This is a genomic window from Agrobacterium sp. CG160-95 (genome assembly GCF_053521725.1).
The window spans coordinates 12,907-38,997 of the sequence record NZ_JBNWDU010000001.1; the positions used below are offsets into that span (position 1 = coordinate 12,907).

The 26,091-nt window shown below is 58.6% G+C and carries 25 protein-coding genes and 1 riboswitch; of the genes, 10 read left to right on the top strand and 15 right to left on the bottom strand.

The window, feature by feature from the left end; all coding sequences use genetic code 11:
• Positions 1–4: 4 nt before the first annotated feature.
• Together ACQZ63_RS00100 and crcB are read right to left on the bottom strand one after the other, a co-directional pair.
• Positions 5–994: an RluA family pseudouridine synthase gene (locus ACQZ63_RS00100; protein ID WP_003512960.1), complete on the bottom strand. Its 990-nt coding sequence runs from the start codon at positions 992–994 to the stop codon at positions 5–7.
• A 66-nt stretch (positions 995–1,060) separates the two neighbouring features.
• Entirely contained in the window at positions 1,061–1,438 is a 378-nt protein-coding gene (gene crcB, locus ACQZ63_RS00105) for a fluoride efflux transporter CrcB (RefSeq protein ID WP_013636055.1), read from the bottom strand.
• Between the two features lie 202 nt (positions 1,439–1,640).
• Between crcB and ACQZ63_RS00110 the strand changes: the two genes are divergently transcribed.
• Complete coding sequence (locus ACQZ63_RS00110; protein WP_065658277.1) at positions 1,641–1,931, top strand: hypothetical protein; 291 nt, start codon at positions 1,641–1,643, stop codon at positions 1,929–1,931.
• A 119-nt stretch (positions 1,932–2,050) separates the two neighbouring features.
• Positions 2,051–2,479, top strand: a complete 429-nt coding sequence (locus tag ACQZ63_RS00115) for a plastocyanin/azurin family copper-binding protein (RefSeq protein WP_003512955.1) — start codon at positions 2,051–2,053, stop codon at positions 2,477–2,479.
• Between the two features lie 62 nt (positions 2,480–2,541).
• Here ACQZ63_RS00115 and ACQZ63_RS00120 read toward each other — a convergent pair whose 3' ends face one another.
• Together ACQZ63_RS00120 and ACQZ63_RS00125 are read right to left on the bottom strand one after the other, a co-directional pair.
• Positions 2,542–3,531: a copper chaperone PCu(A)C gene (locus tag ACQZ63_RS00120; RefSeq protein WP_019565561.1), complete on the bottom strand. Its 990-nt coding sequence runs from the start codon at positions 3,529–3,531 to the stop codon at positions 2,542–2,544.
• A gap of 88 nt (positions 3,532–3,619) precedes the next feature.
• Positions 3,620–4,000: a hypothetical protein gene (locus tag ACQZ63_RS00125; protein ID WP_111783085.1), complete on the bottom strand. Its 381-nt coding sequence runs from the start codon at positions 3,998–4,000 to the stop codon at positions 3,620–3,622.
• Between the two features lie 173 nt (positions 4,001–4,173).
• Here ACQZ63_RS00125 and ACQZ63_RS00130 point away from each other — a divergent pair, with 173 nt between their 5' ends.
• The 5 genes from ACQZ63_RS00130 (at position 4,174) to ACQZ63_RS00150 (ending at position 10,083) form a co-directional block, all read left to right on the top strand.
• Positions 4,174–4,359 carry a DUF3008 family protein gene (locus ACQZ63_RS00130; RefSeq protein ID WP_003496099.1) on the top strand — a complete coding sequence of 62 codons (186 nt, stop codon included), beginning with the start codon at positions 4,174–4,176 and terminating at the stop codon, positions 4,357–4,359.
• Positions 4,360–4,483: 124 nt separating this feature from the next.
• A riboswitch (glycine riboswitch) is annotated at positions 4,484–4,571 on the top strand.
• 154 nt (positions 4,572–4,725) lie between these two features.
• The gene (gene gcvT / locus ACQZ63_RS00135) at positions 4,726–5,865 is read left to right on the top strand and encodes a glycine cleavage system aminomethyltransferase GcvT (protein WP_111783086.1); all 1,140 of its coding nucleotides are present in this window, start codon (positions 4,726–4,728) and stop codon (positions 5,863–5,865) included.
• 28 nt (positions 5,866–5,893) lie between these two features.
• Positions 5,894–6,256 carry a glycine cleavage system protein GcvH gene (gcvH, locus tag ACQZ63_RS00140; RefSeq protein WP_003512948.1) on the top strand — a complete coding sequence of 121 codons (363 nt, stop codon included), beginning with the start codon at positions 5,894–5,896 and terminating at the stop codon, positions 6,254–6,256.
• Positions 6,256–9,120: an aminomethyl-transferring glycine dehydrogenase gene (gene gcvP / locus ACQZ63_RS00145; RefSeq protein WP_113555826.1), complete on the top strand. Its 2,865-nt coding sequence runs from the start codon at positions 6,256–6,258 to the stop codon at positions 9,118–9,120. The genes gcvH and gcvP overlap by 1 nt, the downstream gene beginning before the upstream one ends.
• Positions 9,121–9,279: 159 nt before the next feature.
• Complete coding sequence (locus ACQZ63_RS00150; RefSeq protein ID WP_065657935.1) at positions 9,280–10,083, top strand: endonuclease/exonuclease/phosphatase family protein; 804 nt, start codon at positions 9,280–9,282, stop codon at positions 10,081–10,083.
• A gap of 46 nt (positions 10,084–10,129) precedes the next feature.
• Here ACQZ63_RS00150 and ACQZ63_RS00155 read toward each other — a convergent pair whose 3' ends face one another.
• The gene (locus tag ACQZ63_RS00155) at positions 10,130–10,633 is read right to left on the bottom strand and encodes a hypothetical protein (protein WP_003512942.1); all 504 of its coding nucleotides are present in this window, start codon (positions 10,631–10,633) and stop codon (positions 10,130–10,132) included.
• A gap of 195 nt (positions 10,634–10,828) precedes the next feature.
• On the opposite strand from ACQZ63_RS00155, the gene ACQZ63_RS00160 reads away from it, so the two are divergent.
• Complete coding sequence (locus ACQZ63_RS00160; RefSeq protein ID WP_113555827.1) at positions 10,829–12,106, top strand: MFS transporter; 1,278 nt, start codon at positions 10,829–10,831, stop codon at positions 12,104–12,106.
• 60 nt (positions 12,107–12,166) lie between these two features.
• On the opposite strand, the gene ACQZ63_RS00165 is transcribed toward ACQZ63_RS00160, so the two are convergent.
• The 5 genes from ACQZ63_RS00165 to cysG all read right to left on the bottom strand — a co-directional run bounded on the left by ACQZ63_RS00165 (position 12,167) and on the right by cysG (position 17,092).
• The gene (locus ACQZ63_RS00165; RefSeq protein WP_003512938.1) at positions 12,167–12,979 is read right to left on the bottom strand and encodes a ferredoxin--NADP reductase; all 813 of its coding nucleotides are present in this window, start codon (positions 12,977–12,979) and stop codon (positions 12,167–12,169) included.
• Between the two features lie 146 nt (positions 12,980–13,125).
• Entirely contained in the window at positions 13,126–13,632 is a 507-nt protein-coding gene (locus ACQZ63_RS00170) for a DUF934 domain-containing protein (RefSeq protein WP_003502665.1), read from the bottom strand.
• Between the two features lie 10 nt (positions 13,633–13,642).
• Positions 13,643–15,313, bottom strand: coding sequence for a nitrite/sulfite reductase (locus tag ACQZ63_RS00175; RefSeq protein WP_113555828.1), 1,671 nt, complete (start codon positions 15,311–15,313; stop codon positions 13,643–13,645).
• An 8-nt stretch (positions 15,314–15,321) separates the two neighbouring features.
• Complete coding sequence (locus ACQZ63_RS00180) at positions 15,322–15,636, bottom strand: DUF2849 domain-containing protein (RefSeq protein WP_003512933.1); 315 nt, start codon at positions 15,634–15,636, stop codon at positions 15,322–15,324.
• A complete protein-coding gene (gene cysG, locus ACQZ63_RS00185) occupies positions 15,629–17,092 on the bottom strand; it encodes a siroheme synthase CysG (protein WP_113556008.1) in 1,464 nt (487 codons plus the stop codon). The genes ACQZ63_RS00180 and cysG overlap by 8 nt, the downstream gene beginning before the upstream one ends.
• A 262-nt stretch (positions 17,093–17,354) precedes the next feature.
• Between cysG and ACQZ63_RS00190 the strand changes: the two genes are divergently transcribed.
• Both ACQZ63_RS00190 and mazG read left to right on the top strand, forming a co-directional pair.
• Complete coding sequence (locus ACQZ63_RS00190; protein WP_038490910.1) at positions 17,355–17,942, top strand: deaminase; 588 nt, start codon at positions 17,355–17,357, stop codon at positions 17,940–17,942.
• Positions 17,943–18,006: 64 nt separating this feature from the next.
• Positions 18,007–18,852: a nucleoside triphosphate pyrophosphohydrolase gene (mazG, locus tag ACQZ63_RS00195; protein WP_113555829.1), complete on the top strand. Its 846-nt coding sequence runs from the start codon at positions 18,007–18,009 to the stop codon at positions 18,850–18,852.
• 200 nt (positions 18,853–19,052) lie between these two features.
• On the opposite strand, the gene hflX is transcribed toward mazG, so the two are convergent.
• The 5 genes from hflX to ACQZ63_RS00220 all read right to left on the bottom strand — a co-directional run bounded on the left by hflX (position 19,053) and on the right by ACQZ63_RS00220 (position 26,055).
• The gene (hflX, locus tag ACQZ63_RS00200) at positions 19,053–20,492 is read right to left on the bottom strand and encodes a GTPase HflX (RefSeq protein ID WP_174002787.1); all 1,440 of its coding nucleotides are present in this window, start codon (positions 20,490–20,492) and stop codon (positions 19,053–19,055) included.
• Between the two features lie 93 nt (positions 20,493–20,585).
• Positions 20,586–20,828 carry an RNA chaperone Hfq gene (hfq, locus tag ACQZ63_RS00205; protein WP_003496145.1) on the bottom strand — a complete coding sequence of 81 codons (243 nt, stop codon included), beginning with the start codon at positions 20,826–20,828 and terminating at the stop codon, positions 20,586–20,588.
• A gap of 184 nt (positions 20,829–21,012) precedes the next feature.
• Positions 21,013–22,389, bottom strand: coding sequence for a Trk system potassium transporter TrkA (gene trkA, locus ACQZ63_RS00210; RefSeq protein WP_003512920.1), 1,377 nt, complete (start codon positions 22,387–22,389; stop codon positions 21,013–21,015).
• 50 nt (positions 22,390–22,439) lie between these two features.
• Positions 22,440–23,804: a nitrogen assimilation response regulator NtrX gene (gene ntrX, locus ACQZ63_RS00215; protein ID WP_003512918.1), complete on the bottom strand. Its 1,365-nt coding sequence runs from the start codon at positions 23,802–23,804 to the stop codon at positions 22,440–22,442.
• On the bottom strand, positions 23,794–26,055 hold the full coding sequence (locus ACQZ63_RS00220; RefSeq protein WP_003512916.1) for a sensor histidine kinase NtrY-like: 2,262 nt from the start codon (positions 26,053–26,055) through the stop codon (positions 23,794–23,796). Before ACQZ63_RS00220 ends, ntrX begins: the two co-directional genes overlap by 11 nt.
• Between the last annotated feature and the right edge of the window lie 36 nt (positions 26,056–26,091).

Here is a 26,091-nt window from a genome sequence, read left to right on the forward strand (position 1 = left end):
GATATCAGCCTTCCCTGTCGCCATCGGCCACGTCGAGGCCGAGCAGGTTCCAAGTCTGTACCATATGCGGTGGCAAAGGCGCGCTGACGCGAAGCCGGCCGCCATTCGGGTGCGGAATGTCGATATGGCGTGCATGCAGGTGCAGACGCTTTTGTACACCGCCCGGAAAATCCCAGTTCGGATCATCGATGTAATATTTCGGATCGCCGATGATCGGGTGCCCCATATGCAGTGCGTGAACGCGCAGCTGGTGGGTACGGCCGGTATAGGGCTCCATTTCCAGCCAGGCGAGGTTCTGCGCAGCGGTATCGATAACACGGTAATAGGAAATGGCGTGATCTGCCCCCTCCTCGCCGTGCTTGGCAATGCGCATGCGGTCGCCGTCGGGGGTCTGTTCCTTGACCAGCCAGGTGGAAATCTTGTCCTGATGCTTGCGTGGTACGCCGCGAACCAGCGCCCAATAGGTCTTCTTGGTATCGCGCTCGCGGAAAGCGGCCGTCAGCTTCTGTGCAGCACCTCGGGTGCGGGCCACCACCAGCACGCCCGACGTGTCACGGTCCAGACGGTGCACCAGACGCGGCTTTTCGCCCTTCGGGCTGGTCCATGCTTCCAGAAGCCCGTCGATGTGACGGTTGACGCCCGATCCGCCCTGCACGGCAATGCCGGCCGGCTTGTTGAACACCAGAACCTTGTCGTCCTCATGCAGCAGCATGCGCGCCAGAAGTTCACCGTCTGCCGAATGTTTGAGGTCCCTTGATCCGATCGGTCCGCTTTTGACCTTGAGGTCGGAATCAACAGGCGGCACACGCACCATCTGTCCCGGCTGCACCCGTGCGTCCGTCTTCACCCGGCCGCCGTCCACACGCACCTGTCCGGAGCGCAGCAGCTTTTGCAGCTGCCCAAACCCCAGACCCGGATAGTGAATCTTGAACCAGCGATCGAGGCGCATACCGGCCTCGTCGGCCTCGACCTTGATATGCTCGATACCTGCCATGAAATTTCCAGTCTCTCTGTCTTGATCGCGCGCCCTGTTATCCGGCGCACCGTTTGGAGCAAGCCTTTAGAACAAACTGCGGCCCAAGGCCAGCCCGGCGAAAACCGCCGCGATGGAAACCACCAGGCTTGCCGTGATGTAAACCGCCGAAAGACCGAGCGCGCCACGTTCGAAAAGCGCTACCGCATCCAGCGAGAAGGACGAAAAGGTGGTGAAGCCACCGAGAACGCCGGTGACCAGAAACAGACGCATCTCCATGGACGCGTTCAGCCGCCTTGCAACAAGCTCAACCAGGAAACCGATGAGAAAGGATCCGACCACATTCACCGCCAGCGTTCCCCAAGGGAAAGTCATACCCACAAGGCGCACACTCAACAGACCGACGAGATAGCGGAAAACCGAACCGATTGCGCCGCCTGCTGCGACAAGAGCGATATTCAGCATTTGGGGAATGTCTCCGGAGAAATACCCGACGGGTCTGTTGAAGACGTTTTCTAGAACATAGCCACGGGTGGTGAAACCCCCTCGTCCCGACCTTTTTTCGATTAAAACTCGATTAAATTGCACGTCCGCGATTTAGGCTTCCAACAAGACGCAGCTGCTAATCTGCGGTTTTACGGGTCGGCGAAGGATGGCCGGAGGTTGGATGACACAGGTTCTTTCCGTTTCTGCAAACACTGCGGCCTACGCACTGGAGGCCGTGAAGCCGTCGCAGCGTGTATCGCGCAGAAGCGAGGTTGAGGAAGCCATTCACGAATTGGCGCGCAAGGCCGAACAGGGAGACGATTTCCAGTTGAGAGCCTTGCTCACCGCCATCAAGCCGCCGGCCTTGACCCTCTATTTCCTGACAAGCGCCAGCCATCGCAACGCCCCCCAGACAACACTCGATCAGGCCGTGCAGGCCTACGAGGAAAACCAATCCAATAAAAACTTATAATACCAATTTGATATCCATACTTATTAAATCGATTTGTAAGTTTTTTGGTGCGCATTTTGCGCGTTCAGGTTGTTGTCAGATTCAAATTTTAGTCCTTCGGTACCAACTGGAGGAAGATCATGATTTCTATTGCCCGTCACGTCACAGCCACCACGATCGCGCTCCTTGTTTCGGCGCCGGCTTTCGCGGCCACGACCATCAAGGTCACCGAAGGCGGTGAAGGTGGCGGACCAATGACACTCGTTATGGACCAGACGACGGTCAAAGCCGGTGAAGCCGTGTTTCATGTGCATAACGATGCCATGAGCGAGCAGCACGAAATGGTGCTCGTCAAGCTGAAGTCTGCAGACGAAAAAATACCGCTCAATACCGCGAAACACCGTGTCGATGAAAAACAGCTTAAAAGTCTTGGCGAAGTGGCCGACCTGAAGCCCGGCGGCGATGGTCAGCTCAAGGCAAAGCTTACGCCCGGCACATATCTCCTCTTATGCAACATAAAAGGTCACTACGAAGCGGGTATGCAGGCCAAGCTGACTGTTACAAAATAATATTGGTCGAACAAGCTGAGGCTGCCGGATGAGTATTGCGTTCCGGCAGCCTCTTTTTTGCGTCAGTTGTGCTGGTGAGCGTTCTTGTCGTCACCACCCTTGGCCGAGCCTGCGGAAAGCACAATCTCGACCTTGCCAGCCTTTTCAAAGATCAGCGTCACCGGCACCTTGTCGCCTTCGGCGAACGGCTTCTTCACGTTGAAGAACATCATGTGCAGGCCGCCGGGCTTCAGCTCCACTGTCTCGCCGGCGGGAATGACGATGCCGTCATCCAGCTTGCGCATCTTCATGACGTCGTTGACCATGGCCATTTCGTGAATTTCCGCACGGCCGGCGGCGGAGGATTCGACGCCGATCAGCTTGTCGTCGCTGGAACCGGTATTCTTGATCGTCACATAACCGCCGCCCACGGGCTGACCGGGCAGCATGGCCTTTGTCGCGCCAGCCGAGAGCTCGAGACTGCCAGCCTTCACCACGTCCATATCCATATCCATGGCCATAGCGGAATGGTCATGCCCGCCGGCATGGGCTTTTGCGGTAACGCGGATGGTCGGCGCCGGGCTTTTCAACGAATGCGGATCGACGCCTGCGGCCGCCACCTCGTCCCAGGAAACCTTGCCTTTGTCGCCGCAAAGCTGCGTCACCTTGAAGGGAAGGTCCTGCCCGGCCTCTATGCCGGAGATTTTTCCCTGAACGGCAAAGGTGTCATAGAATTCATCCGGCAGATTGCCGCCCTTCCAGCGGATTTCGACCGCGCCGCTTTTGATGTCCTTTCCGTGGTTCTTGTAGGCTTTCTGATAGTCGCCCTTGATGACCTCAAGGTCCCAACCGGCCTTGGGCTGCGGCTTGGCAGTGATGAAGCCTTCCGGCAGCTTGATCTGCACTTCTGTGGTGGCAAGTCCGCCATCGCAGCCATGCGGCACCTGAAGTGCGGCAACGATGGTGCTTTCCTGTTCGGCCGAACCGTCAACGAAGGTCGTATGGGCGAAGGCCTGCGCCGTCGAGACGGAGGCGACGAACAGGGTGCAGGTGATGATCTTGGTGGTTTTCATTTGTTTGTCCTTGCGACTGCGGCGCCATTGGCCCGGGCAGCTGCTCCGTGCCGCCACCCGGCGGCGATGATCCTGTGAAACGAAGAGGTCAGGCGGACAGGGATGGCGGGCCGCGTGCGGACGGTTTGCGGATCGTCTGGACCGAGTGAAAGCCCCATTCCGCGGTCAGGCGATTGTCGAGCCAGGCGAATTCCGTCCTCAGCCAGCCGGCCGCATCGGGCACCGGCAAGAGAATGGACGAGGCCAGCAGGCAGGCCTCGCAAAACAGGATCGCATCGCTTGAATGGGCGGGGCCGTCATTGGGGTGCGAGGCATTTACCCCGCCGCTGTGGCCAAGGCAGATTTCGGCAAAGGTGCCGTCCGGCAGCCGGTAACTCTCATCCAGAAGAACGGCAGGTGCCGCGGCGAGCGCGGGCTTGTGGGCAAAACCAAGCGACAACATCAAAAGCGCGCAGAAAATGCGAAGCATTTTCTCCACCCTTGTCAGCGGTCGTTTTCGATTTGCGTCCATCTTCTGGCGATACCCCTCTTTCCTTCCGATTTCAAAGGGGAAATTTGCCGCAGGCCCAATCGCTCAAAGGAACAATCGATACAGGGCGGCATTTCCTTTCCAATACGGATCGTTTCGGAAGGAGTACCGACATGCCAGCCAAATCGAAAGCCCAGCAGAAAGCCGCAGGTGCGGCGCTGGCCGCCAAACGCGGTGAAGTCAAGAAATCCAGTTTACAAGGTGCTTCAAAAAGCATGGAGAAGTCCATGACAGAAAAGGAACTTGATGAACTGGCGTCGACAAAGCGCAAGGGTCTGCCGGAGAAAAAATCAGACTGACGGCACGCTTCGTGCATGGAACTCGCCGTGTATCTAGCCAGCGATGGCGCAGATGGAGCAAAAATCTGTTCAGATGCGTCATTTCGTCCTTGCCAATGACCGGGCTTCGAAGATAATGAGCCTCGCATCATCGTTGGGAGAAACCGCTTCATTGCGGTGCCGAAGGAGCAACCGCCCCGGAAACTCTCAGGCAAAAGGACCACCGGTGACGACGGAACTCTGGAGAGAAGCCACCTTTCATAAGGACGGCTCGCCGAAGGGATAACAATCTCAGGCGACAAGGACAGAGGGGGCTCTTGAACCCGGCGCGTTTTTCGCGTCATGACCTGAGCCCGCGCGATCTTTCGCGCAACCCTGGAGGCGTCCTTGGACGATACCGCCGAGCTTAAAATCACGCCGCTCCATTCCCTGCATGTTTCCCTTGGCGCCCGCATGGTGCCTTTCGCCGGTTACGACATGCCGGTACAATATCCGGCGGGCGTGCTGAAGGAACATCTTCAGACCCGTACCTCTGCTGGCCTCTTCGACGTGTCCCACATGGGCCAGGTTATCGTGAAGGCGAAGTCGGGCAACAATGCCGACGCTGCAATCGCGCTTGAAAAACTGGTGCCGGTTGACATTCTCGGCCTAAAGGAAGGCCGCCAGCGTTACGGTTTCTTCACCGATGAAAACGGCTGCATCCTCGATGATCTGATGATCACGAATCGTGGCGATCACCTTTTCGTCGTCGTCAACGCGGCGTGCAAGGACGCTGATGTCGCCCATATGAAGGCGCATCTTTCTGACACTTGCGACATTACCCTTCTCGATGATCGAGCGCTGATTGCGCTTCAGGGGCCACGCGCGGAAGCGGTTCTGGCCGAGCTTTGGGCCGGTGTTTCCGAAATGAAGTTCATGGACGTGCTGGAAGTTCCGCTGCACGACGTTCCCTGCATCGTTTCCCGTTCCGGTTATTCCGGCGAGGATGGTTTTGAAATCTCCGTGCCTGCCGAAAAGGCGGAAGAGATCGCCAAGGCCCTGCTTGAGCACCCTGATTGCGAGCCGATCGGGCTTGGAGCGCGCGATAGCCTGCGTCTTGAAGCTGGCCTTTGTCTCTACGGCAACGATATCGATACAACGACCTCCCCCATCGAAGCCTCGCTTGAATGGGCGATCCAGAAGGCGCGCCGCGCCGGTGGTGATCGCGAAGGCGGTTTCCCTGGGGCAGAGCGTATTCTCGGTGAACTCAAGGACGGCACATCGCGTCGTCGCGTCGGCCTGAAGCCAGAGGGCAAGGCACCGGTGCGCGGTCATTCCAAGCTTTTCGCGGATGCAGAAGGCAAGACGGAAATCGGCGAAGTGACTTCCGGCGGCTTCGGTCCGTCGGTCGAAGGTCCCGTTGCCATGGGTTACGTCCCTGCGGCCCATACTGCTCCCGGCACGGCGATCTTTGCGGAAGTGCGCGGCAAATATCTGCCCGTCACCGTCGCTGCCCTGCCCTTCATCAAGCCTACCTACAAACGATAATCTTCATCCCATCTCCGGAGAGAATACGATGCTGAAATTTACCGCAGAACACGAATGGCTGAAGTTCGAAGGCGATATCGCCACCGTTGGCATTACCAGCCACGCCGCTGAACAGCTTGGCGACCTCGTCTTCGTCGAATTGCCGGAAGTGGGCGCCACCTTCTCCAAGAATGGCGACGCGGCGACCGTTGAATCCGTCAAGGCGGCTTCCGATGTCTATTGTCCGCTGGATGGCGAAGTGGTGGAAATCAACCAGGCCATCGTCGACGATCCCTCGCTGGTCAATTCCGATCCGCAGGGTGCCGGCTGGTTCTTCAAGCTGAAGCTCTCCAACGCCGCGGATGCCGATACGCTGCTCGACGAGGCAGCCTACAAGGAGCTGATCGCGTAATGACGACGCCCACGGAATTCCATTTCACCGACTATCAGCCCTATGATTTCGCCAACCGGCGTCACATCGGGCCGTCGCCGTCGGAAATGGCGGAGATGCTGAAGGTCATCGGCTACAAGAGCCTCGATGCCCTGATCGACGCCACCGTTCCCTCCTCCATCCGCCAGAAGGTGCCGCTGACCTGGGGTGCAGCGCTGACCGAACGCGAGGCGCTCGACCGCCTGCGCGAAACGGCCAACAAGAACCAGGTGCTGACCTCGCTGATCGGCCAGGGCTATTACGGTACAATCACCCCGCCCGTGATCCAGCGCAACATTCTGGAAAACCCGGCCTGGTACACCGCCTATACGCCTTACCAGCCAGAAATCAGCCAGGGCCGTCTTGAGGCGCTGCTGAACTACCAGACCATGGTCTGCGATCTGACCGGCCTCGATGTCGCCAATGCATCGCTGCTTGATGAAGCGACCGCCGCTGCCGAAGCCATGGCGATGTGCCAGCGCGTCGCGAAGTCCAAGGCAACCGCCTTCTTCGTCGATGCCAATTGCCATCCGCAGACCATCGCGCTGATCGAGACACGTGCGGCGCCACTCGGCTGGAAGGTGATCGTTGGTAATCCCTTTACCGATCTCGATCCTGTCGACGTGTTCGGCGCGATCTTCCAGTATCCGGGCACCCACGGTCATGTCAGCGATTTCTCGGGCCTGATTTCCCGCCTGCACAAGACGGGTGCCATCGCTGCCGTTGCCGCCGATCTTCTGGCGCTGACGCTGTTGAAGTCACCCGGTGAAATGGGTGCGGATATCGCCATCGGCACCTCGCAGCGTTTCGGGGTTCCGGTCGGCTATGGTGGTCCGCATGCGGCTTACATGTCCGTCAAGGATGCACATAAGCGCTCCATGCCTGGCCGTCTGGTCGGCGTCTCAGTCGATGCGCGCGGCAATCGCGCCTATCGCCTGTCGCTGCAGACCCGCGAGCAGCATATCCGCCGCGAGAAGGCTACCTCCAACATCTGCACCGCGCAGGTGCTGCTTGCAGTCATGGCGTCGATGTATGGCGTTTTCCATGGCCCGCAGGGCATCAAGGCGATTGCGCAGCAGACCCACCAGAAGGCCGTTTTGATGGCCAAGGGCCTCGAGAAACTAGGCTACGTCATCGAGCCGGAAACCTTCTTCGACACCATCACCGTCGAAGTCGGCCATATGCAGGGCGTCATCCTGCGCTCGGCCGTTGCGGAAGGTGTGAACCTGCGCAAGGTCGGCGCGACCAAGATCGGCATGAGCCTTGACGAGCGCACGCGTCCCGCGACGCTAGAGGCGGTCTGGCGCGCATTCGGCGGCAATTTCTCGATCTCGGATTTCGAGTTGGAATATCGCCTGCCGAAGGAACTGCTGCGCACCAGCCAGTACATGACGCATCCGATCTTCCACATGAACCGTGCCGAAAGCGAGATGACCCGTTACATCCGCCGTCTTTCGGACCGTGATCTCGCGCTCGACCGCTCGATGATCCCGCTCGGTTCCTGCACCATGAAACTGAACGCAACTGCGGAAATGCTGCCCATAACGTGGCCGGAATTTTCCGACATCCATCCCTTCGTGCCGGCCAATCAGGCGCTCGGCTACAAGGAGATGATCGATGACCTCTCGGAAAAGCTGTGCTCGGTCACCGGTTACGACGCCTTCTCCATGCAGCCGAATTCCGGCGCGCAGGGTGAATATGCGGGGCTCCTGACCATCCGCAACTACCACATCGCCAATGGCGGCGCACATCGCGACGTTTGCCTCATTCCAACCTCGGCGCATGGCACCAATCCAGCCTCCGCGCAGATGGTCGGCATGAAAGTGGTGCCGGTGAAAGTGCGGGAAAATGGCGATATTGATATCGACGATTTCCGAGCAAAAGCAGAGCAGTATGCGGAAAACCTCTCGTGCTGCATGATCACCTATCCGTCCACCCATGGCGTGTTTGAGGAGACGGTTCGCGAGATTTGCGAGATCACCCATAAACACGGTGGTCAGGTCTATCTCGACGGCGCCAACATGAACGCCATGGTCGGTCTTGCCCGTCCCGGCGATATCGGTTCCGACGTCAGCCACCTCAACCTGCACAAGACCTTCTGCATCCCGCATGGCGGCGGCGGTCCGGGCATGGGGCCGATCGGCGTCAAGGCGCATCTTGCTCCCTATCTTCCCGGCCATCCGACGACGGACGGTCGTGAAGGTGCGGTGTCGGCTGCCCCCTTCGGCTCACCGTCGATCCTGCCGATTTCCTGGAGCTACTGCCTGATGATGGGCGGCGAAGGGCTGACGCAGGCGACCAAGGTTGCGATCCTCAACGCCAACTACATCGCCGAACGGCTGAAGGGTGCTTACGACGTGCTCTACAAGTCCGAAACGGGACGTGTGGCGCATGAGTGCATCATCGACACCCGCCCGCTGGCAGACAGCTGCGGCGTGACGGTGGACGACGTTGCAAAGCGCCTCGTCGACTGCGGTTTCCATGCGCCGACCATGAGCTGGCCGGTTGCCGGCACGCTGATGATCGAGCCAACGGAATCCGAGACCAAGGCGGAAATCGACCGTTTCTGCGATGCCATGCTGGCGATCCGCGAGGAAGCCCGCGACATCGAGGAAGGCCGTGCGGACAAGACCAACAATCCGCTGAAGAACGCGCCGCACACGGTGGAAGACCTCGTCGGCGAGTGGGATCGTCCCTACAGCCGCGAACAGGGTTGCTTCCCGCCCGGCGCCTTCCGCATTGACAAATACTGGTCGCCGGTAAACCGCATTGACAATGTCTATGGCGACCGCAACCTCATCTGCACCTGCCCGCCGATGGAGGCTTATGCCGAGGCCGCCGAATAAAGGCAGCGGTACGAACGACCTTATGAAGGCCCGGAGCGATCCGGGCCTTTTTCGTTCCGGACACAAGCCCCAAGACTGCGCTACCACGTCACATGCGATTGATCGTAACCCGTTCCATGCTAAACCGGATGCTGCAATTTAAGCGGTGATGGAGTTTGAATGCGTTTGATTTGCCTGAATGGTTGGGGCGGAAAGCTCCATGACGAGCTTGTTCCCTATATCTCCGCGTCCGATCCCGACATTCTATGTTTGCAGGAAGTGGTGCACACACCGGCAGCCGAAGAGGACTGGTTGAGCTATCGCGATGACGGTAGGGATCTGCCGCAAAGGGCGAACTTTCTTCGCGATGTCGAAGAAGCCCTACCCGATCATCTGGCAATCTTTTGCCCGGCGTCACAGGGTGACCTCTGGCACGGGGAGACACGATATCCCTCACAATGGGGGCTGGCGACTTTCGTGCGTAAATCCATCGCGATTGTTGCGCAGGCTCAAGGTTTCGTGCACGGCTGCTTTTCTGCGAATGGATACGGAGATCACCCGCGTTCGCGCACGGGCCATGCTGTCAGGGTTTTCGACTTCACGACCGGTCAGCCAGCCGTCATCGCCCATATGCATGGGCTGCGTGACCCCAACGGTAAACACGATATTCCCGCCCGTCTGGTGCAAGCAAAACGCCTCGTGAAACTCGTCAAAGACATCGCGGAGGATGGTGACCGGATCATCGTCTGCGGCGATTTTAATGTTCTGCCTGAGAGCGACACCTTCACGGTATTGAAGGAACTGGATCTCATCGAACTCGTCACAACACGTGGTTTCACAGACACGCGCACCTCGCACTATGCCAAACAAAACCGTTTTGCAGATTACATGCTGGTCAACCCGGTTGTGCAGGTCGATCACTTTGATGTGGTGAGACAGCCAGAAGTCTCGGATCATTGCCCCTTGCTGCTCGAATTCAGCTAGAGGCTTAAGCCGCCTTATAGGTCGTTGTCTTCATCTCACGGTTTGGTCAGCGCACGAGCCGGATATCGCTCGTCACCACCGTCTTGCCGGTCCTGCCGTCCTTGTCGGTGGTGCGAAGCCGCAGGCCGTTTTGCCCGACTTTTTCGATTGTCATGGCTGCGACGCGGTCGCCGTTGATGTCGCGGTTCCAGCGAACCGTCAGATTGATTGCATTTCCCTGTCGCGTACCGGAAAGGGCAGACGGTCGGCCGGAGGGTCCGGTGTAAGCGCCGCTGTAACGTCCGCCTTTCTCTGACAGGTCGGCTGCAATTGCGCGCCTGACCACCAGAAGGCCACGGCATGTGCCGGACATATTAAGCGACGAGGTCCCCGTTTTGGAATTCAGCGTACAATTGACGTTGATTGGCGGCGTGCCAATGCGGGTGATCACGGTTCCCTTCCCCGCCCATGTGCCTTTCAGCGACGAGAGGAATTCGCGTTCGTCCGCTAATGCCGGCTGCACACCGAGCAGCCCTGCAAAAAATAAACTCGTGATAGCCGTCGTTTTCATGGCGCGTATCCAATTTTTCACGAAGACTAACTCGCTTGCACCGTCAAACGTTCCTCCGGTTTATTTAGCAACTGTCAAAAAATTCGAGAGGCTCATGTTTCTATCGCGCCGATGCAACCAAATGCAGGCATAGATGTTTCTCGCCAGCGTCGATCAATTTCTGATCACTACCGCATATTTTTCGGAGCATATTTCATGACGACGATCGGCGTTTTGGCACCGCGCGGCAGCCTCCCCTCCGGCGGTCTGCCTCGCAGCGGTGGTATGTCAGACCGCACGCTTTTTGCCCTTGCGGCGCTTAATTTCTTTCTGGCTGATGCCCGTGACGGGCTAGGGCCTTTTCTGGATGCATTTCTGGCGACACAGGGCTGGTCATCGCTTTCGCTGGGGATGATTGCCACGGTCGGCGGCCTCGTCGGTCTGCTTGCCACACCGTTCTGCGGCGCGTTGGTGGACGGCACGACGTGGAAAAGGACGTTGATTGCCATCCCCGTCGTTCTCGTGACCGTCGGCGCGCTGATTACGCTGATCTTTCCCGATGCGTGGATCGTCTGGACCGGCCAGATCATGACTGCGGTTGTCGGCGCCGTCGTTGGACCGGCTCTGGCCGGACTGACGCTTGGTCTGGTCGGTGAACGCCTGTTCTCCCGTCAGATATCGCGAAACGAATTCTGGAACCATGGCGGCAATTTCGCATCGCTCTTCGCCACTTACGTTGCCGTTTCCTTCTTCGGCCTGCATGGCGTCATCGGACTGATGCTTCTGACGGCTGCCGGCGCACTTGTTGCCGACGCCGCCATCGACCCCGACAGGATCGACCACAAGGTGGCGCGAGGCCTTGGCGAGGACAAGGGCGAACCGGGACCTTCAGGCATCAATGTGCTGCTTCACGAACGCGGTCTGATATTCCTCGCGATCATTCTTCTTATCTTCCACTTCGGCAACGCGCCGATGGGGCGGCTTATCGCGCAGAATTTCGCCATCGAACTGCAGACACCATTCCGCACGACAGCGATCATTACTGGCGTCGCGCAATTCGCCATGATCTTCGTTGCGGCCCTGGCGCCGTGGCTGATCCGTCGCTTCGGTCTTGCGACGGTGTTCCTGATCGCGCTTGCCGCCCTGCCTATCCGCGGTCTGCTGGCATCCGCCTTCACGGATTTCTGGGTAATCTTTCCGGTACAGCTGCTTGACGGTATCGGTGCAGGCCTTCTGGGCATCGTGACGCCTGTGGCCGCCGAACGCATTCTCAAGGGAACCGGCCGGTTCAATGTCGGCCTTGCAAGCGTCATGATGGTGCAAGGCATTGGTGCGTCCCTCAGCAACGTTGTTGCCGGCTGGCTGGTAACCAAAGGCGGTTACGCCCTTTCGCACTTGGTCGGCGGCGGCATATCGGCCATCGCCATCGCTCTCTTCTTCATCTACCGAAACGAGATCGCCCCGAAGCAGGCCGACGAAGTACTGCCTCAGTAAACCGTACAAATAAAAAAGGAGGCCTCACGGCCTCCTTCATCCAACTTGCGCAAATGTCGGTTATCCGACGAAAGCGCGCTCGATGACGAACTCGGCAGGCTTGTTGTTCGCACCTTCGTTAAGGCCGGCCTTTTCAAGAAGCTCCTTCGTGTCCTTCAGCATGGCCGAAGAACCGCAGATCATGCCGCGATCGATCGCGGGATCGAGTGCGGGAACACCCAGATCCGCAAACAGCTTGCCGTTCTCAATCAGCGAGGTGATGCGGCCCTTGAAGGGATAATCCTCGCGCGTGACAGTCGCATAGTGCTTGAGCTTGTCGCCGACGATCTCGTTCAGGAATTCATGGTTCCTGATTTCCTCGACCAGATCGAAACCGTATTTCAGTTCGGCCACATCGCGGCAGGTATGGGTGAGGATGACCTCTTCAAACTTTTCATAGGTCTCGGGATCGCGGATCAGGCTTGCGAAAGGTGCAATGCCGGTGCCGGTCGAGAACATATAGAGCCGTCTGCCTGGTGTCAGGGCATCCAGAACCAGAGTTCCTGTCGGCTTCTTGCGCATAAGCACGGTATCGCCGGGCTTGATCGCCTGAAGATGCGAGGTCAGCGGGCCATCCGGAACCTTGATCGAGAAGAATTCAAGCTCCTCGTCCCAGGCAGGGCTGGCGATGGAATAGGCGCGGTAGATCGGCTTTTCGCCGACCATCAGGCCGATCATGGCGAATTCGCCGGAGCGGAAGCGGAAGCCGGCCGGACGCGTCATGCGGAAACGGAACAGGTGATCCGTATAGTGCTCCACCGACAAAACTGTCTCGGCGTAAACACCATCAGGTATCTTGATCGCGAAATCTTCCGTCTTGGCTGGCGCGTTCATTTCAGGTTCCGTCCATTCATTCGATAAGCGACATTCTTCGACCGGGCAATTATACCATTTTTGCCGCGGTTTGAAGGCATGAGAATATCAATACTGCCATGCGCGCAGAAAATATGCATCTAAAACTCATATTTCCGTGCAACGCGTCATTGGGCCGCACGGCGGCGCCAGCTATAGGCCTCTCCACCCTTGGCCGAAAGGGCCGTCGGCTGGTAATAGACCGGGATTTCCGGCAGGCGATTTTCGGAGAGGCGGCGGATCGCCGTCTCGTTCGTGACCGCAAAGCTGGTAAAGCCGGTGCGCAGCATCAGCGGCACCTGGTCGATCAAAACATCGCCAACCGCCCTCACCTCGCCGGCAAAATCAAGACGGCTGCGCAGCAACGAGGCATGGCTGAAACCCCGCCCGTCATTGAAGGCCGGGAAGCTGACGGCGACAAGGTCGATGCGGTCGAGATAGGGCTCGAGTCGGGTGACATCGTCGGCAGGCGCAATCAGAACGCCGAGGCCGACATCATTGCTTTCAGCCGCACGGACAAGGAAATCAGCAAGCGACAGCACCGGTTTCTGCTCGGCAGTTGCCTTCACTTCTTCCGTTTCGATCACCCAGGGATCGTTTTCCACGAAGCCGTCGCGGTTCCAGATTTTCGTCATGGCAATCTCCTCAGGCGGCTTCAGCGGCGGAACCGTAGAGCGCATCCTTGAACGGCTGCGGTCCGACGCGGCGATAGGCTTCGAGGAAGGTTTCTTCCTTCGAAAGACGCAAGCCCAGATAGGTGTCGACGATGGTTTCCACCGCGTCGGTCACTTTTTCCGGCTCGAAACCGCGGCCAATGATCTCACCAATCGAGGTGTTTTCATCACCCGATCCGCCAAGCGTGATCTGGTAGAGTTCCGCACCCTTCTTCTCAACACCCAGAAGACCGATATGGCCGACATGGTGGTGGCCGCAGGCATTGATGCAGCCGGAAATCTTGATCTTAAGCTCGCCGATTTCCGCCTGACGTTCCGGCGCGCCAAAACGGGTAGAGATTTCCTGCGCCACCGGAATGGAGCGCGCATTGGCAAGCGCGCAATAGTCCAGCCCGGGACAGGCAATGATATCGGTGATCAACCCGGCATTGGCAGTCGCCAGTCCGGCTCCTACAAGTGCGCGATAGACCGGCTCGAGATCGGCCAGTGCCACATGCGGCAGGATGATGTTCTGCTCGTGGCTGATGCGGATTTCGTCAAACGCGTATTCGGCGGCGATATCGGCGACGAGTTCCATCTGCTCGTCGGTCGCATCGCCGGGAATGCCGCCAATCGGCTTCAGGGAAATCGTCACCATGCCGTAGTCCGGATGCTTATGCGGCTGGACGTTCTGCTCGACAAAACGGGCAAAACCCTCATCCGCCCGCTTCCAGCGCGCCAGGCTCTCCCAGCCTTCAGGACGGTCCTTAAGTGCCGGCGGTGCGAAATAGGCGGTGATGGCCGCAATATCGGCATCCGGCAGCTTCAATTCCGTGTCTTTCAGCTCCGCGAATTCAACCTCGACCTGGCGGGCCAGTTCTTCTGCGCCGGTTTCATGCACGAGGATCTTGATACGCGCCTTGTACTTGTTGTCGCGGCGGCCGTGCAGGTTGTAAACGCGCATGACGGCCGTGGTATAGGACAGCAGGTCTTCTTCCGGCAGGAAGTCGCGGATCTTCTTGGCGATCATCGGCGTACGGCCCTGCCCGCCGCCGACATAGACGGCAAAACCGATCTCGCCCTTGTCGTTCTTTTTCAGATGCAGGCCGATATCGTGAACCTGAATCGCGGCGCGGTCGCGCTCGGCGCCCGTTACAGCGATCTTGAACTTGCGCGGCAGGAACGAGAACTCCGGATGCACGGAAGACCATTGACGCAGGATTTCCGCATAAGGACGCGGATCGGCGACCTCGTCTGCGGCGGCGCCCGCGAAATGGTCGGCGGTCACGTTGCGAATGCAGTTACCCGAGGTCTGCAGCGCATGCATTTCCACGCTTGCCAGTTCGGAGAGGATATCGGGCGTGTCGGACAGGCGCGGCCAGTTGTACTGAATGTTCTGGCGGGTGGTGAAGTGGCCGTAACCCCGGTCATATTTGCGGGCGATATGGGCCAGCATCCGCATCTGCTGCGAATTCAGCGTGCCGTAGGGAATGGCGACGCGCAGCATATAGGCATGGAGCTGGAGATAGACACCGTTCATAAGGCGCAGCGGCTTGAACGCGTCCTCAGCAAGCTCGCCGGACAACCGGCGCTCGACCTGATCGCGAAACTGTGCCACGCGGCCTTCAACAAATGCGTGATCGAACTCGTCGTAACGGTACATATTCTTCCTCAGACTGCGATGAATGCTGCATCGGCCGGCTTGAAGCCGTTGGCATAGTGCATGGTCGGGCCAGCGGCGCGAATGCGCTCACGAAGCCGCGTCGGCCAAAGCTTGCCATTCTCCTCCACCACGTCGATGACATTCACGTCAACGACCTTGTTGGCGGAAAAATCCCGCTTGCCGATTTCCTCGAACGAAGCGACGGCCTCCGCGTGGCGGGCGACGATTGCGTCCTGCAGGTTCTCCGTCCATTCGCCATTGGCATCGAGCCATACAGCGATCCCATCGCCCAGGCGGTTGGCGGTCAAAACCTTGTCAGCCATTTGCATACTCCCTTTTAAGGTTCGCTGGCCGCGCAACAAGCGCGAGCGCCTCGGACCTGTCAAAATTGGCGCCCGCCACGGCATCGCCGATAATGACCATGACCGGACCGGTCAGTTCGTGGCGATGTTCGAGGTCGGGGAGATCGTTCAAAGTGCCATGCAGCAGGCGGCGATCCGCGCGGCTGGCATTTTCGATGACGGCTACGGTCGTTTCCACGCCCAGACCTGCCTCTATCAGCCTCGTCGCGACCGACGCGGCAACGCTGCGGCCCATATAGACAGCAATGGTAGCGCCGGAGACGGCAAGCCGCGCCCAGTCCGGCAGGACATCGCCAGTCAGATCGTGGCCGGTGGTGAAAATCAGCGACGAAGCGACACCGCGCAGCGTCAAGGGCAATTCGAAATCCGCAGCAGCGGCGAAGGCGGAGGTAATGCCCGGAACGATCTCGTAACCGATACCGGCATCGCGCAGCGCCGCCATTTCCTCTCCCGCCCGGCCATAGACCAGCGGATCACCGGATTTGAGGCGCACGACGCGCTTGCCGTCTTTACCAAGACGCACCAGCAGGCGGTTGATCTCATCCTGCGACTTGCTGTGGCAGCCCTTGCGTTTGCCGACGGACAGCCGCTCGGCGTCGCGGCGCCCCATGTCAACGATTGCCTGCGGCACTAGCGCATCGTAGACGATCACATCCGCTTCCATCAGCACGCGCTGCGCGCGCAGCGTCAGCAAATCTTCAGCACCAGGACCAGCGCCGACAAGCCAGACGCGGCCTTCGCTGCGCTCGGGCGATTGCAGCAAACGGTCAGCGGCATGGCGGGCGGATGATGTATCGCCGAGAGCGACGGCATCTGCGACAGCACCGGAAAAGAACCGGCGCCAGAAATTGCGCCGCAACGCGCCCTTGGGAACATTCTGCTCGGCGGCGTCACGATATTGCACGGCGAGGCGCGCAAGCTTGCCCAGCGACGGAGACAGCATCTGATCGATGCGTGCACGGATCATCTGGGCAAGAACCGGGCCTGCGCCTTCGGTGCCAATGGCGATGGCGACGGGTGCGCGGGCGACGAGTGCCGGCGTGAAGAAATCGCAGAACTCCGGCTGATCCACCGCATTGGCGGGGATTTTCTTGGCGCGCGCAGCCGAAACGATCTCACGGTCCAGTGCCTCGTCCCCAGTGGCGGCAAAAACCAGCGTTGCGCCTTCAATCAGCTGGCTTGCGAAACCCAAGGCCCGATGATCGATGCCGTTTTCGCTGATATAGCGCGCAAAATCCGCTTCCGGCTCGTCGGCATAAGCAATGATATGTGCATTGGTATTGGCAAGCAGCCTTACCTTCGCAAAGGCCTCGTCGCCATTGCCGAAAACAGCGACCTGCCGTCCCTCAACCCGGAAGAACGCGGGGAAGGTCGAAAGGCGATCGCCAGAAGCGGAAAAATCATGTTCGTTGTGCATCGGGCATTTATCACGCATTGCGGCGCAAGATTGAAGAAACAGAAATTCAAGCCTTTCCGACACCTGGATTTTTATTTCTCGAACACCCCTGTTTTTGAGGAAAACTAACCGGCGCACCTTTATCAACCCTGTCGAACGCCTCGAAATCCCATGAGAATCCCTTGACAAATTAGGCCCTCGCGCCGAACAAGAAGGGACTATTTTCGTCGATTTCTCCATGCAAAAACCGCTTCACTCTGAGGCGGTACGAAGGATCAGACCCTTGACCAGTTCGACAATTGCCGCCCGTCTTCTCGATGTTATCGAACACGATATCCTGCCCCTGACGGCGCGCGGCGTCAGCCTCGGCAACAAGGTTTTCGGTGCGGCGATCCTGCGCAAATCCGACCTGTCGCTGGTGATCGCGGAGACGAATAACGAGTTGGAAAACCCGCTCTGGCATGGCGAAGTGCACGCGCTGAAGCGGTTTTACGAGCTGGGTGAGAAACCGAACACCAAGGAATTGATTTTCCTTTCCACCCATGAACCCTGCACCATGTGCATGTCCGCCATCACCTGGGCCGGCTTCGACAATTTCTACTCCTTTTTCAGCCACGAGGATTCGCGCGACGCTTTCGCCATTCCGCACGACCTGAAAATCCTCAAGGAAGTTTTCGGGCTGGAGCCGGGCGGGTATCGCCGCAGCAACGCCTTCTGGAACTCTTTCTTCATTGCCGATCTGGTGGAGAGCGAAGACGATCCGCTGAAGACCGAGCTGAAGGCGCAGACGGCCCGCATCAAGGCTGCCTATGACGAGCTTTCCACCAGCTATCAGTCATCGAAGAGCGGCAACGATATTCCGCTGAACTAGAGCATTTCTAGACGGTTTTCCGCCTGGATATGTATGAAAATAAAGAACGAAGGTTTGAAAGACTATGGAAGCCTCGAAGGATATTTCCCGCCTGATCGAGATCATGGAAGCCCTGCGCCAGCCGGAAACCGGCTGCCCCTGGGATGTCGTCCAGACCTTCGAGACGATCAAGCCTTACACCATCGAAGAGGCTTATGAGGTTGCCGACGCCATCGAGCGCAGGGATATGGACGATCTTTGCGAAGAACTGGGCGACCTGTTGCTGCAGGTGGTTTTCCATGCCCGCATCGCCGAGGAACGGGGCGAATTCGCCTTTGGTGACGTGGTTGAGGCCGTGACGTCCAAAATGATCCGCCGCCATCCGCACGTCTTTGCCGTTTCCGCCGCCAATACGCCTGACAGCGTCAAGCTGCAATGGGACCAGATCAAGGCCGAGGAAAAGCGCGAGCGTGCGGAACGCCGCGCCCGCCGCGGTATCACCGAGGATTTCAAGGCCGGCTTTTTAGGCAGTGTGCAGCGTAGCCAGCCGGCTCTGACCGAGGCTCTGAAGTTGCAGGAACAGGCTGCGCGTGTCGGTTTCGATTGGTCGGATCCAGCCCCCATTCTCGACAAGATCGAGGAGGAAATCGCCGAACTGCGTGAAGCGCTAGCGGAGGGAAAGCCGGAGAAGGTCTCTGATGAACTTGGCGATCTCATCTTCGCGCTGGTCAATATCGGCCGCCATGTCAAAGCCGATCCGGAAAACGCGCTGCGCGGCACCAATACGAAATTCCGCAGGCGTTTCAATCACATCGAGACGTCGCTCACCGAAAATGGCGAAACGCTTCAGGAAGCGAGCCTTGAGAGAATGGAAGACCTGTGGCAGGCGGCAAAACGCATCGAACGCTCGCTGGATATGGTTTCGTCCTGATAACCCAGATATGCCGAAAAATTCAGAGCGCCCGGTGCTTTCGACAGTGGTGACGAAAATCTAGACCTCTCCTGCGTCACGCTCTGGCCTGCCCCGAGCATCTGCGACGTCCTGATTGTATCTGTGTGTCTAGATCCTTGGGACAAGCCCAAGGATGACGTTGAGTATAAGGGAATATACCGCAATCGTTCTGGGAGCGTTTACTGCTCCCAGTCTTCCCGCTCGCGGATGGTTGCCTTTCCAAGCTTCCGTTCCAGCTCGGTGGCCTGCGCTTCCGACAGGCGCACATCAAGGGAAACCGAACCGTCCTCATTGTCTTCGCGGCTATCCACGATGGAGTTGCTGTAGACCCATGAGATCAGCGGCAATTGCTCGACGGAGAGGACGACAGTCGTTTCCGTCAGGACACCTGACAGACGGCCGGAAATCTCGTCCATCAGGGCATCGACGCCCTCGCCCGTGACCGCCGAAACGGCACGAATATCGGAGCGGCCCTCGGCACGTTCAATGATGGCGTCATGCGCTTCGGGTTCGAGACGATCGACCTTGTTCCAGACCTCGATGATGCGTTTTTCGGCTTCCTTCTCATCAATACCGAGATCGCCAAGAATGCGCAGCACATCGGCCGACTGGGCGGCATTATCCGGATCGGACATGTCGCGCACGTGCAAAATAAGATCGGCTTCCAGCACCTCTTCCAGCGTTGCGCGGAAAGCGGCGACGAGATGCGTCGGCAGATCGGAGATGAAACCGACGGTATCGGACAGGATAACCGTGCGGCCATGCGGCAGCTTCATGCGGCGCAAGGTCGGATCGAGCGTTGCGAACAGCATGTCTTCCGCCAGAACGCCAGCGCCGGTAATACGATTGAATAGGGTGGACTTGCCGGCATTGGTATAACCGACCAGTGCCACGATCGGATGCGGCACCTTGCGGCGCTTGGCGCGGTGAAGCTGGCGGGTGCGCACCACCTGCTCCAGCTCGCGCTCGAGCTTGACGATGCGATCCTGCAGCAGCCGACGGTCGGCCTCGATCTGCGTTTCACCCGGACCGCCCATGAAACCCGCGCCACCGCGCTGGCGTTCAAGGTGGGTCCAGCTTCTGACGAGGCGGCCCTTCTGATAGTTCAGATGCGCAAGATCGACCTGCAACGTGCCTTCCTTGGTGGAGGCGCGGCGGCCGAAGATTTCGAGGATCAGGCCCGTCCTGTCGATGACCTTCGCATTCCACTGCTTTTCAAGATTGCGCTGCTGCACCGGTGTCAAAGGATGATCGACGATCACCAGACCGGAATTGGTTTCATCCAGAAGATGGCCGATTTCCTCGATCTTGCCGGTTCCAAACAAAGTTGCCGGACGCGGCTGGTTGACCGGCACGACAAGACCTTGCGTCACCTCAAGATCAATGGCGAGCGCCAGCCCCTTTGCTTCCTCAAGCTTGGCCTCGACAGACCGTACAGGAGAAACCGGACCCGCCACAGCATCACGGCTTTCGCGCTGCTGCTTGAGGACAGGCACGATGACCACCGCACGCATGTCGTCGCGGTGCTTTTCCTGTTCGGGGATGATCGATTCGTTCGAGGTGTCGCGCGTCGTAATGGGTTCAGCCTTATCAAGAAATGAATTTGCAGCCGACCGCATCCGTGCGGACGACTATCTGGATTAACCTGATTGAACCGGAAATGTTCCCGGTTCAGGTCAGCTTATATCGAAGATACCGTTGAGGGAGCCTGATCAGGCTGCGCCTTCTTCGCTCTCGAACATCTGCATCGGTTGGCCGGGCATGATGGTGGAGATCGCATGCTTGTAAACAAGCTGCGAGTGACCGTCACGGCGCAGAAGCACGCAGAAATTATCGAAGGAAGTGACAACGCCCGTCAGCTTGACGCCGTTGATCAGGAAAATCGTGAGCGAAATCTTTTGCTTACGAACGGTATTGAGGAAAAGATCCTGAAGGTTTTGAGAACGTTCCGCCATGGCGCCGCTTCTTTCTTTTTTGCCGGCAGGGATACCGGAAAATAATCAATCAATAATAAGCCGGCCGAGTCTAGTCCCCCGCTTGGCCGACCTGCAACTCTGGTATCAAATCGTGTCCTGTTCCGCAACGGCGAAAACAGCCGAATGAGTACGAGTATTGACCTGCTTTTTCGATTCGAAACAGTCAGAAATATTGTATCGAAACCCGGAAAAGCTGTTCCACGTCGCGCACCGCATCGGCAGATGCAAACAGCACGACGCGGTCCTTCGCCTTGATCTTCGTGCTGCCGTCCGGGCGGATCACCACACCGTCGCGATAGATCGCGCCGATGCGCACGCCATCAGGCATATCGATGTCACGGAAGGACTGGCCGACCAGCGGCGAAGTCTCGAGCGCCTCTGCCTCGATTACCTCCGCCGAGCCGCGCTGAACGGCATAAACAGACCGAATACGGCCCTTGCGCACATGCTGGAGAACGCGCGAAATGGTAACGGCCCGGGGATTGATATAGGCGTCGAGACCGAGTGAATCCGCAACCTCGTGAAAGGACGAGCTGTTCAACAATGCAAGGTTGGATTTGCAGCCAAGCTGCTTGGCCATCACCGCCGCCAGTATATTGGTCTGATCGCTGTTGGTGAGCGTCACGATCAGATCCGCATCCTGAATATCGGCCTGCAGCAAAATCTTCTGGTCCAGCGCCGAACCATGCATGACAATGGTGTTGCTGAGCTGTTCCGATGCGGCAATAGCCCTGTCGCGATCCGCCTCGATGATCTTTACCCGCGTCTTAGGCTGCAACTCCTCGATCTTCTGCGCGACGAAGTGGCCAATATTGCCCGCGCCCGCAATCACGATGCGCTGCGCCTCCTGCTCCTCATGGCCGAAGAGGCCAAGGGTGCGGCGTGCGTGCTGGCGCTGACAGATGACATAAGCGAGGTCGCCGACGCGCAGCTGCTCAGAGGAGTGCGCGACCTTGAGGATGCCGTTCCGGTAGACACCCACCACGGTTGCGATAAGGTCCGGAAAGAGGTTGGAAAGCTGCTGCAGCGGCGTGTTGATGACCGGGCAGTCCTCCATGCACTCGATTGCCAGCATGAAGACCGTGTCGTCGGCGAAACGCACGACATCGGTGGCACCCGGAAAGGCGATGCGCCTGAGTACCATCTTGCCGACTTCGACTTCAGGCGAAATCGTCACGTCGATCGACATGTTTTCGCGGCTGAACAGATCGGCATATTCCGGTTTGAGATAGCTTTGGTCGCGGATGCGGGCGATTTTGGTCGGAACGCTGAACAGCGCATGCGCAACCTCGCAGGCGACGATATTGATCTCGTCATGCAGGGTCACGGCGATGATCATGTCGGCCTGGTCCGCACCCGCCTTTGCCAGCATGTCGGGATGGGCGCCATGGCCGACATAACCGCGCACATCCAGCGTCTCTGTAATGGCGGTAATGAGGGTCGCGGAGGTATCGATGACCGATACCTCATTATCCTCGCGCGACAGTTGTTCGGCGATGCCGTAACCCACCTGCCCTGCGCCGCAAATGATGACTTTCATGCTGTCTCTCTGACGGAATAATCGATTACGACGACTTGGGCCTTCGTGTCTTATACGCCGAGAGATTTCAGTTTGCGATGCAGTGCCGATCTTTCCATGCCGACAAATTCCGCCGTTCGCGAAATATTGCCGCCGAAGCGGTTGATCTGGGCAACCAGATAGTCCCGCTCGAACATTTCACGTGCTTCGCGCAACGGCAGGGTCATGATGTGCTGATCGCCTTGCGCCGAAATCTTCGGCAGCATGTCGCCAATATCCGCCGGCAACATGTCTGCCGAGATTGGTGCCTCACCGCCTTCGGGGCGTGCCAGAATCATCAGCCGCTCGATATTGTTGCGGAGCTGGCGAATGTTACCCGGCCAGTCATGCGTCTGGAGAACGGCCATGGCGTCATCGCCGATCTTGCGCGGGCGGATGCCGGCCTGTTCGGAAATCTGCCGCATGAACATGTCGACGAGGAAAGGAATATCCTCACGCCGCTCGGATAGCGCCGGCACCTTCACTGGCACCACGGCGAGGCGATGGTATAGATCTTCGCGGAACTGGCCTTCGGCGATCAGGCTTTCGAGGTGATGGGCGGTCGAGGAGATGATGCGCACATCCACCTTTACCCGCTTGCCGCCACCGACACGCTCGAACTGCTGATCGACCAGCACGCGCAGGATCTTGTTCTGGGTTTCGCGCGGCATCTCGCCGACTTCATCGAGATAGAGAACACCGCGATGGGCTTCTTCCAGAGCGCCCACCTTGCGCGGCTGCCCGGGCAGACCTTCGGTACCGAACAAGGCGATTTCCATGCGGTCCGGCGTGATGGTCGCAGCGTTCAGCGCAACGAAAGGTCCTGTGGCACGCGAGGATTTCTTGTGCACCATGCGCGCCACCAGCTCCTTACCGGAACCGGAGGGGCCGAGGATCATGATGCGGCTGTTGGTGGGCGCCACGCGGTCAATGGTCTGGCGAAGTTGGGAAACCGCAAGCGACGCGCCTACGAGTTCAACCGCGTCGCCAGTGCGCTTCTTGAGTTCCTGCACCTCCCGCTTCAGCTTGGAGTTCTCCAGCGCGCGTTCGGCAATCAGGATCAGGCGGTCTGCCTTGAACGGTTTCTCAATGAAATCGAACGCGCCGCGCTTGATGGCGTTGACGGCGGTTTCGATGTTGCCGTGACCGGAAATCATCACAACAGGGATATCGGGATGGCGGCTCTTGATCTCGTCCAGCAGGGCCAGACCGTCGAGCTTCGACCCCTGCATCCAGATGTCGAGAAAGATGAGACGCGGCACGCGTTCGGAAATGGCGGCCAGCGCGCTGTCGCTGTCGAACGCCATGCGCGTCTCGTGGCCTTCATCGGAAAGAATACCCGCTACGATTTCGCGAATGTCCGCCTCGTCATCCACGACCAGAATATCAGACGCCATATGCTGCTTCCTTGTTATTTTTGCCGCCGACCGCCTCGATATAGGGCAGCAGCACTCTGATCATGGCACCGTGGCCATGGTCGAACTCCGGCGGGGCATCGTGGAGTTCCAGATACCCGCCATGCTCTTCGATGATTTTCTTGACGATGGCGAGGCCGAGGCCCGTGCCCTTGTCCCGCATCGTCATATAGGGTTCGAGAATGCGGTGACGGTTCTCGACGGGCAAGCCTCTGCCATTGTCGATGATGTCAGCCACGAACCGCGAATTGGCCTCGTCGAAGGATGCGCGCACCAGGATTTTGCCTGGCCGCTTTTCGCCTTCCACTGCCTCGATCGCTTCAGTTGCATTCTTGATGAGATTGCCGAACGCCTGTCCCAGCATGCGGGCATCGAACATGCCCTCCAGCGGGACATCGCCAAATTCCGTCGAGAATTTCGTGTCGGCGGCGCTTATTTCGCGGAGGAATGCCGCGTCCTTCAAGATCGAACGCAGGTCCGACTTTTCCTTCGTGGGCTTCGGCATGCGCGCAAAGGCCGAGAATTCATCCACCATCCGGCCGATGTCACCAACCTGCCGGACGATGGTGTCCGTACACTGGTCAAAGATGGCGCGATCGTTCTCGTCGATCTGCTTGCCGAAGCGTCGTTTGATGCGCTCGGCAGAAAGCTGGATAGGTGTCAGAGGATTCTTGATCTCATGCGCAATACGCCGCGCGACGTCGGACCAGGCGGTCGAGCGCTGGGCAATGACGAGATCGGTGATATCGTCGAGAGTGATGACGTAGCTGTCGCGGCTGTCGCGCGCATCCTCACGGGTCACCTGCACATTGAGCGTCCGTTCTGTGCCGCGCCGCATGATGTTGATCTGCTTGCGGAAATTGCCGCGCGACCAGGTGTTGGCCTCGGTCACGACCTCTTCGATTTCAGGCGCGATATCAGATAGTTGCGCACCGATCAGCTGGTCGGAGGAAAGCGCCACGAATTCTTCAGCCGAAGGATTGACGATGGTGATCCTGCGATTTTCATCAATGCCGATAACGGCGGCGGTAACGCCCGACAATACGGCCTCGATGAAGCGGCGGCGATCATCGATGTCGTCTTTCGCTTCAATGATCTGTTCCTGTTGGCTGCGCAGTTCCGAGACCATCTTGTTGAAGGTGCGCGACAGGCGGCCAACGTCGCCATCGATGGCGCGAACGGGAACCAGCACATGCATGTTTCCGGTGGCGACACTGTCTGCTGCGCTGATGAGGAGACGGATAGGACGCACGATACGGTCGGCTACCGCAATCGCGGTCCAGATCGCCGCCAGAAGTACGATCAGCGCGAAACCGAGATAGAGGATTGCAAACGCAATCTGCAACGGCGCACGGCCGGCCTCCATCGCCTTGTATTCGGCGCGGTTCTCTTCCATCAGCCGCATCGCGCCCATTACCTTGGGATCGACGGCACGCACGGTGTAAAGAAACGTACCGCTGATGCCCTCGAGCTTGATGATGGCGCCGACGAGATTGGTGATGCCAGGCGGAATAAGGGTTGGTTGACCAGCGGCGGCCTTTTCAAGCGCATCGTGCGGAATGGCCGGAAGCGGCTTTTCCGTCTTGATATCGGCTTGCGCGACGGCGTCGCCGTCTTCCTGCACCAGGAATGCGCCGAGAAGACCACGGCCCTTGGCCTGACGGGTCATGAGATCGACGAAGCCGGTGCGGTCGAGATAAAAGAGCGCGCGATTGCGGTCGAGGTCGGTGGCCATCGACAGGGTCTGTCCCTGAAGATAACCGGCATTCTCCATCATATAGGCCTGGGCGATATTGCTGGAGGAATCGACGATCGACTGGGTACGTAGCGCAAACCAGCGGTCGAGACCGACATTCAGCGTCAGACTGGCGAAGATGGCGACGAGAACGGCCGGTGTAATCGCAACGATGGAAAACAGCACGACGATGCGCACATGCAAGCGTGCCGCCGCCCTGCCCTTTTTCCGCGCTTTCAGCAGGCGGTTGATTTCCCGACCGATGAGAAAGATCAGTCCGATCACAAAGACCGAATTGATGACGACCGAGGCGATGACGACATTCGATGTCGGCGCAATCGGTGTTACGCCCAGAAGCACGAAAAGTGTCAGTATGGCGCAAACAAGGGCGACACCGGCAAGCACCAGCCCCGGCAGAGCGAAAGACATCCTGCGATCGGCTACCACCATTCCCGCTGCGTCTTCGGCAACGGCTTTTTCGGCGGCGGGTTTCCGCATGCATTTCTCCCAATCGCTGGCTAGCCAGCACCACAT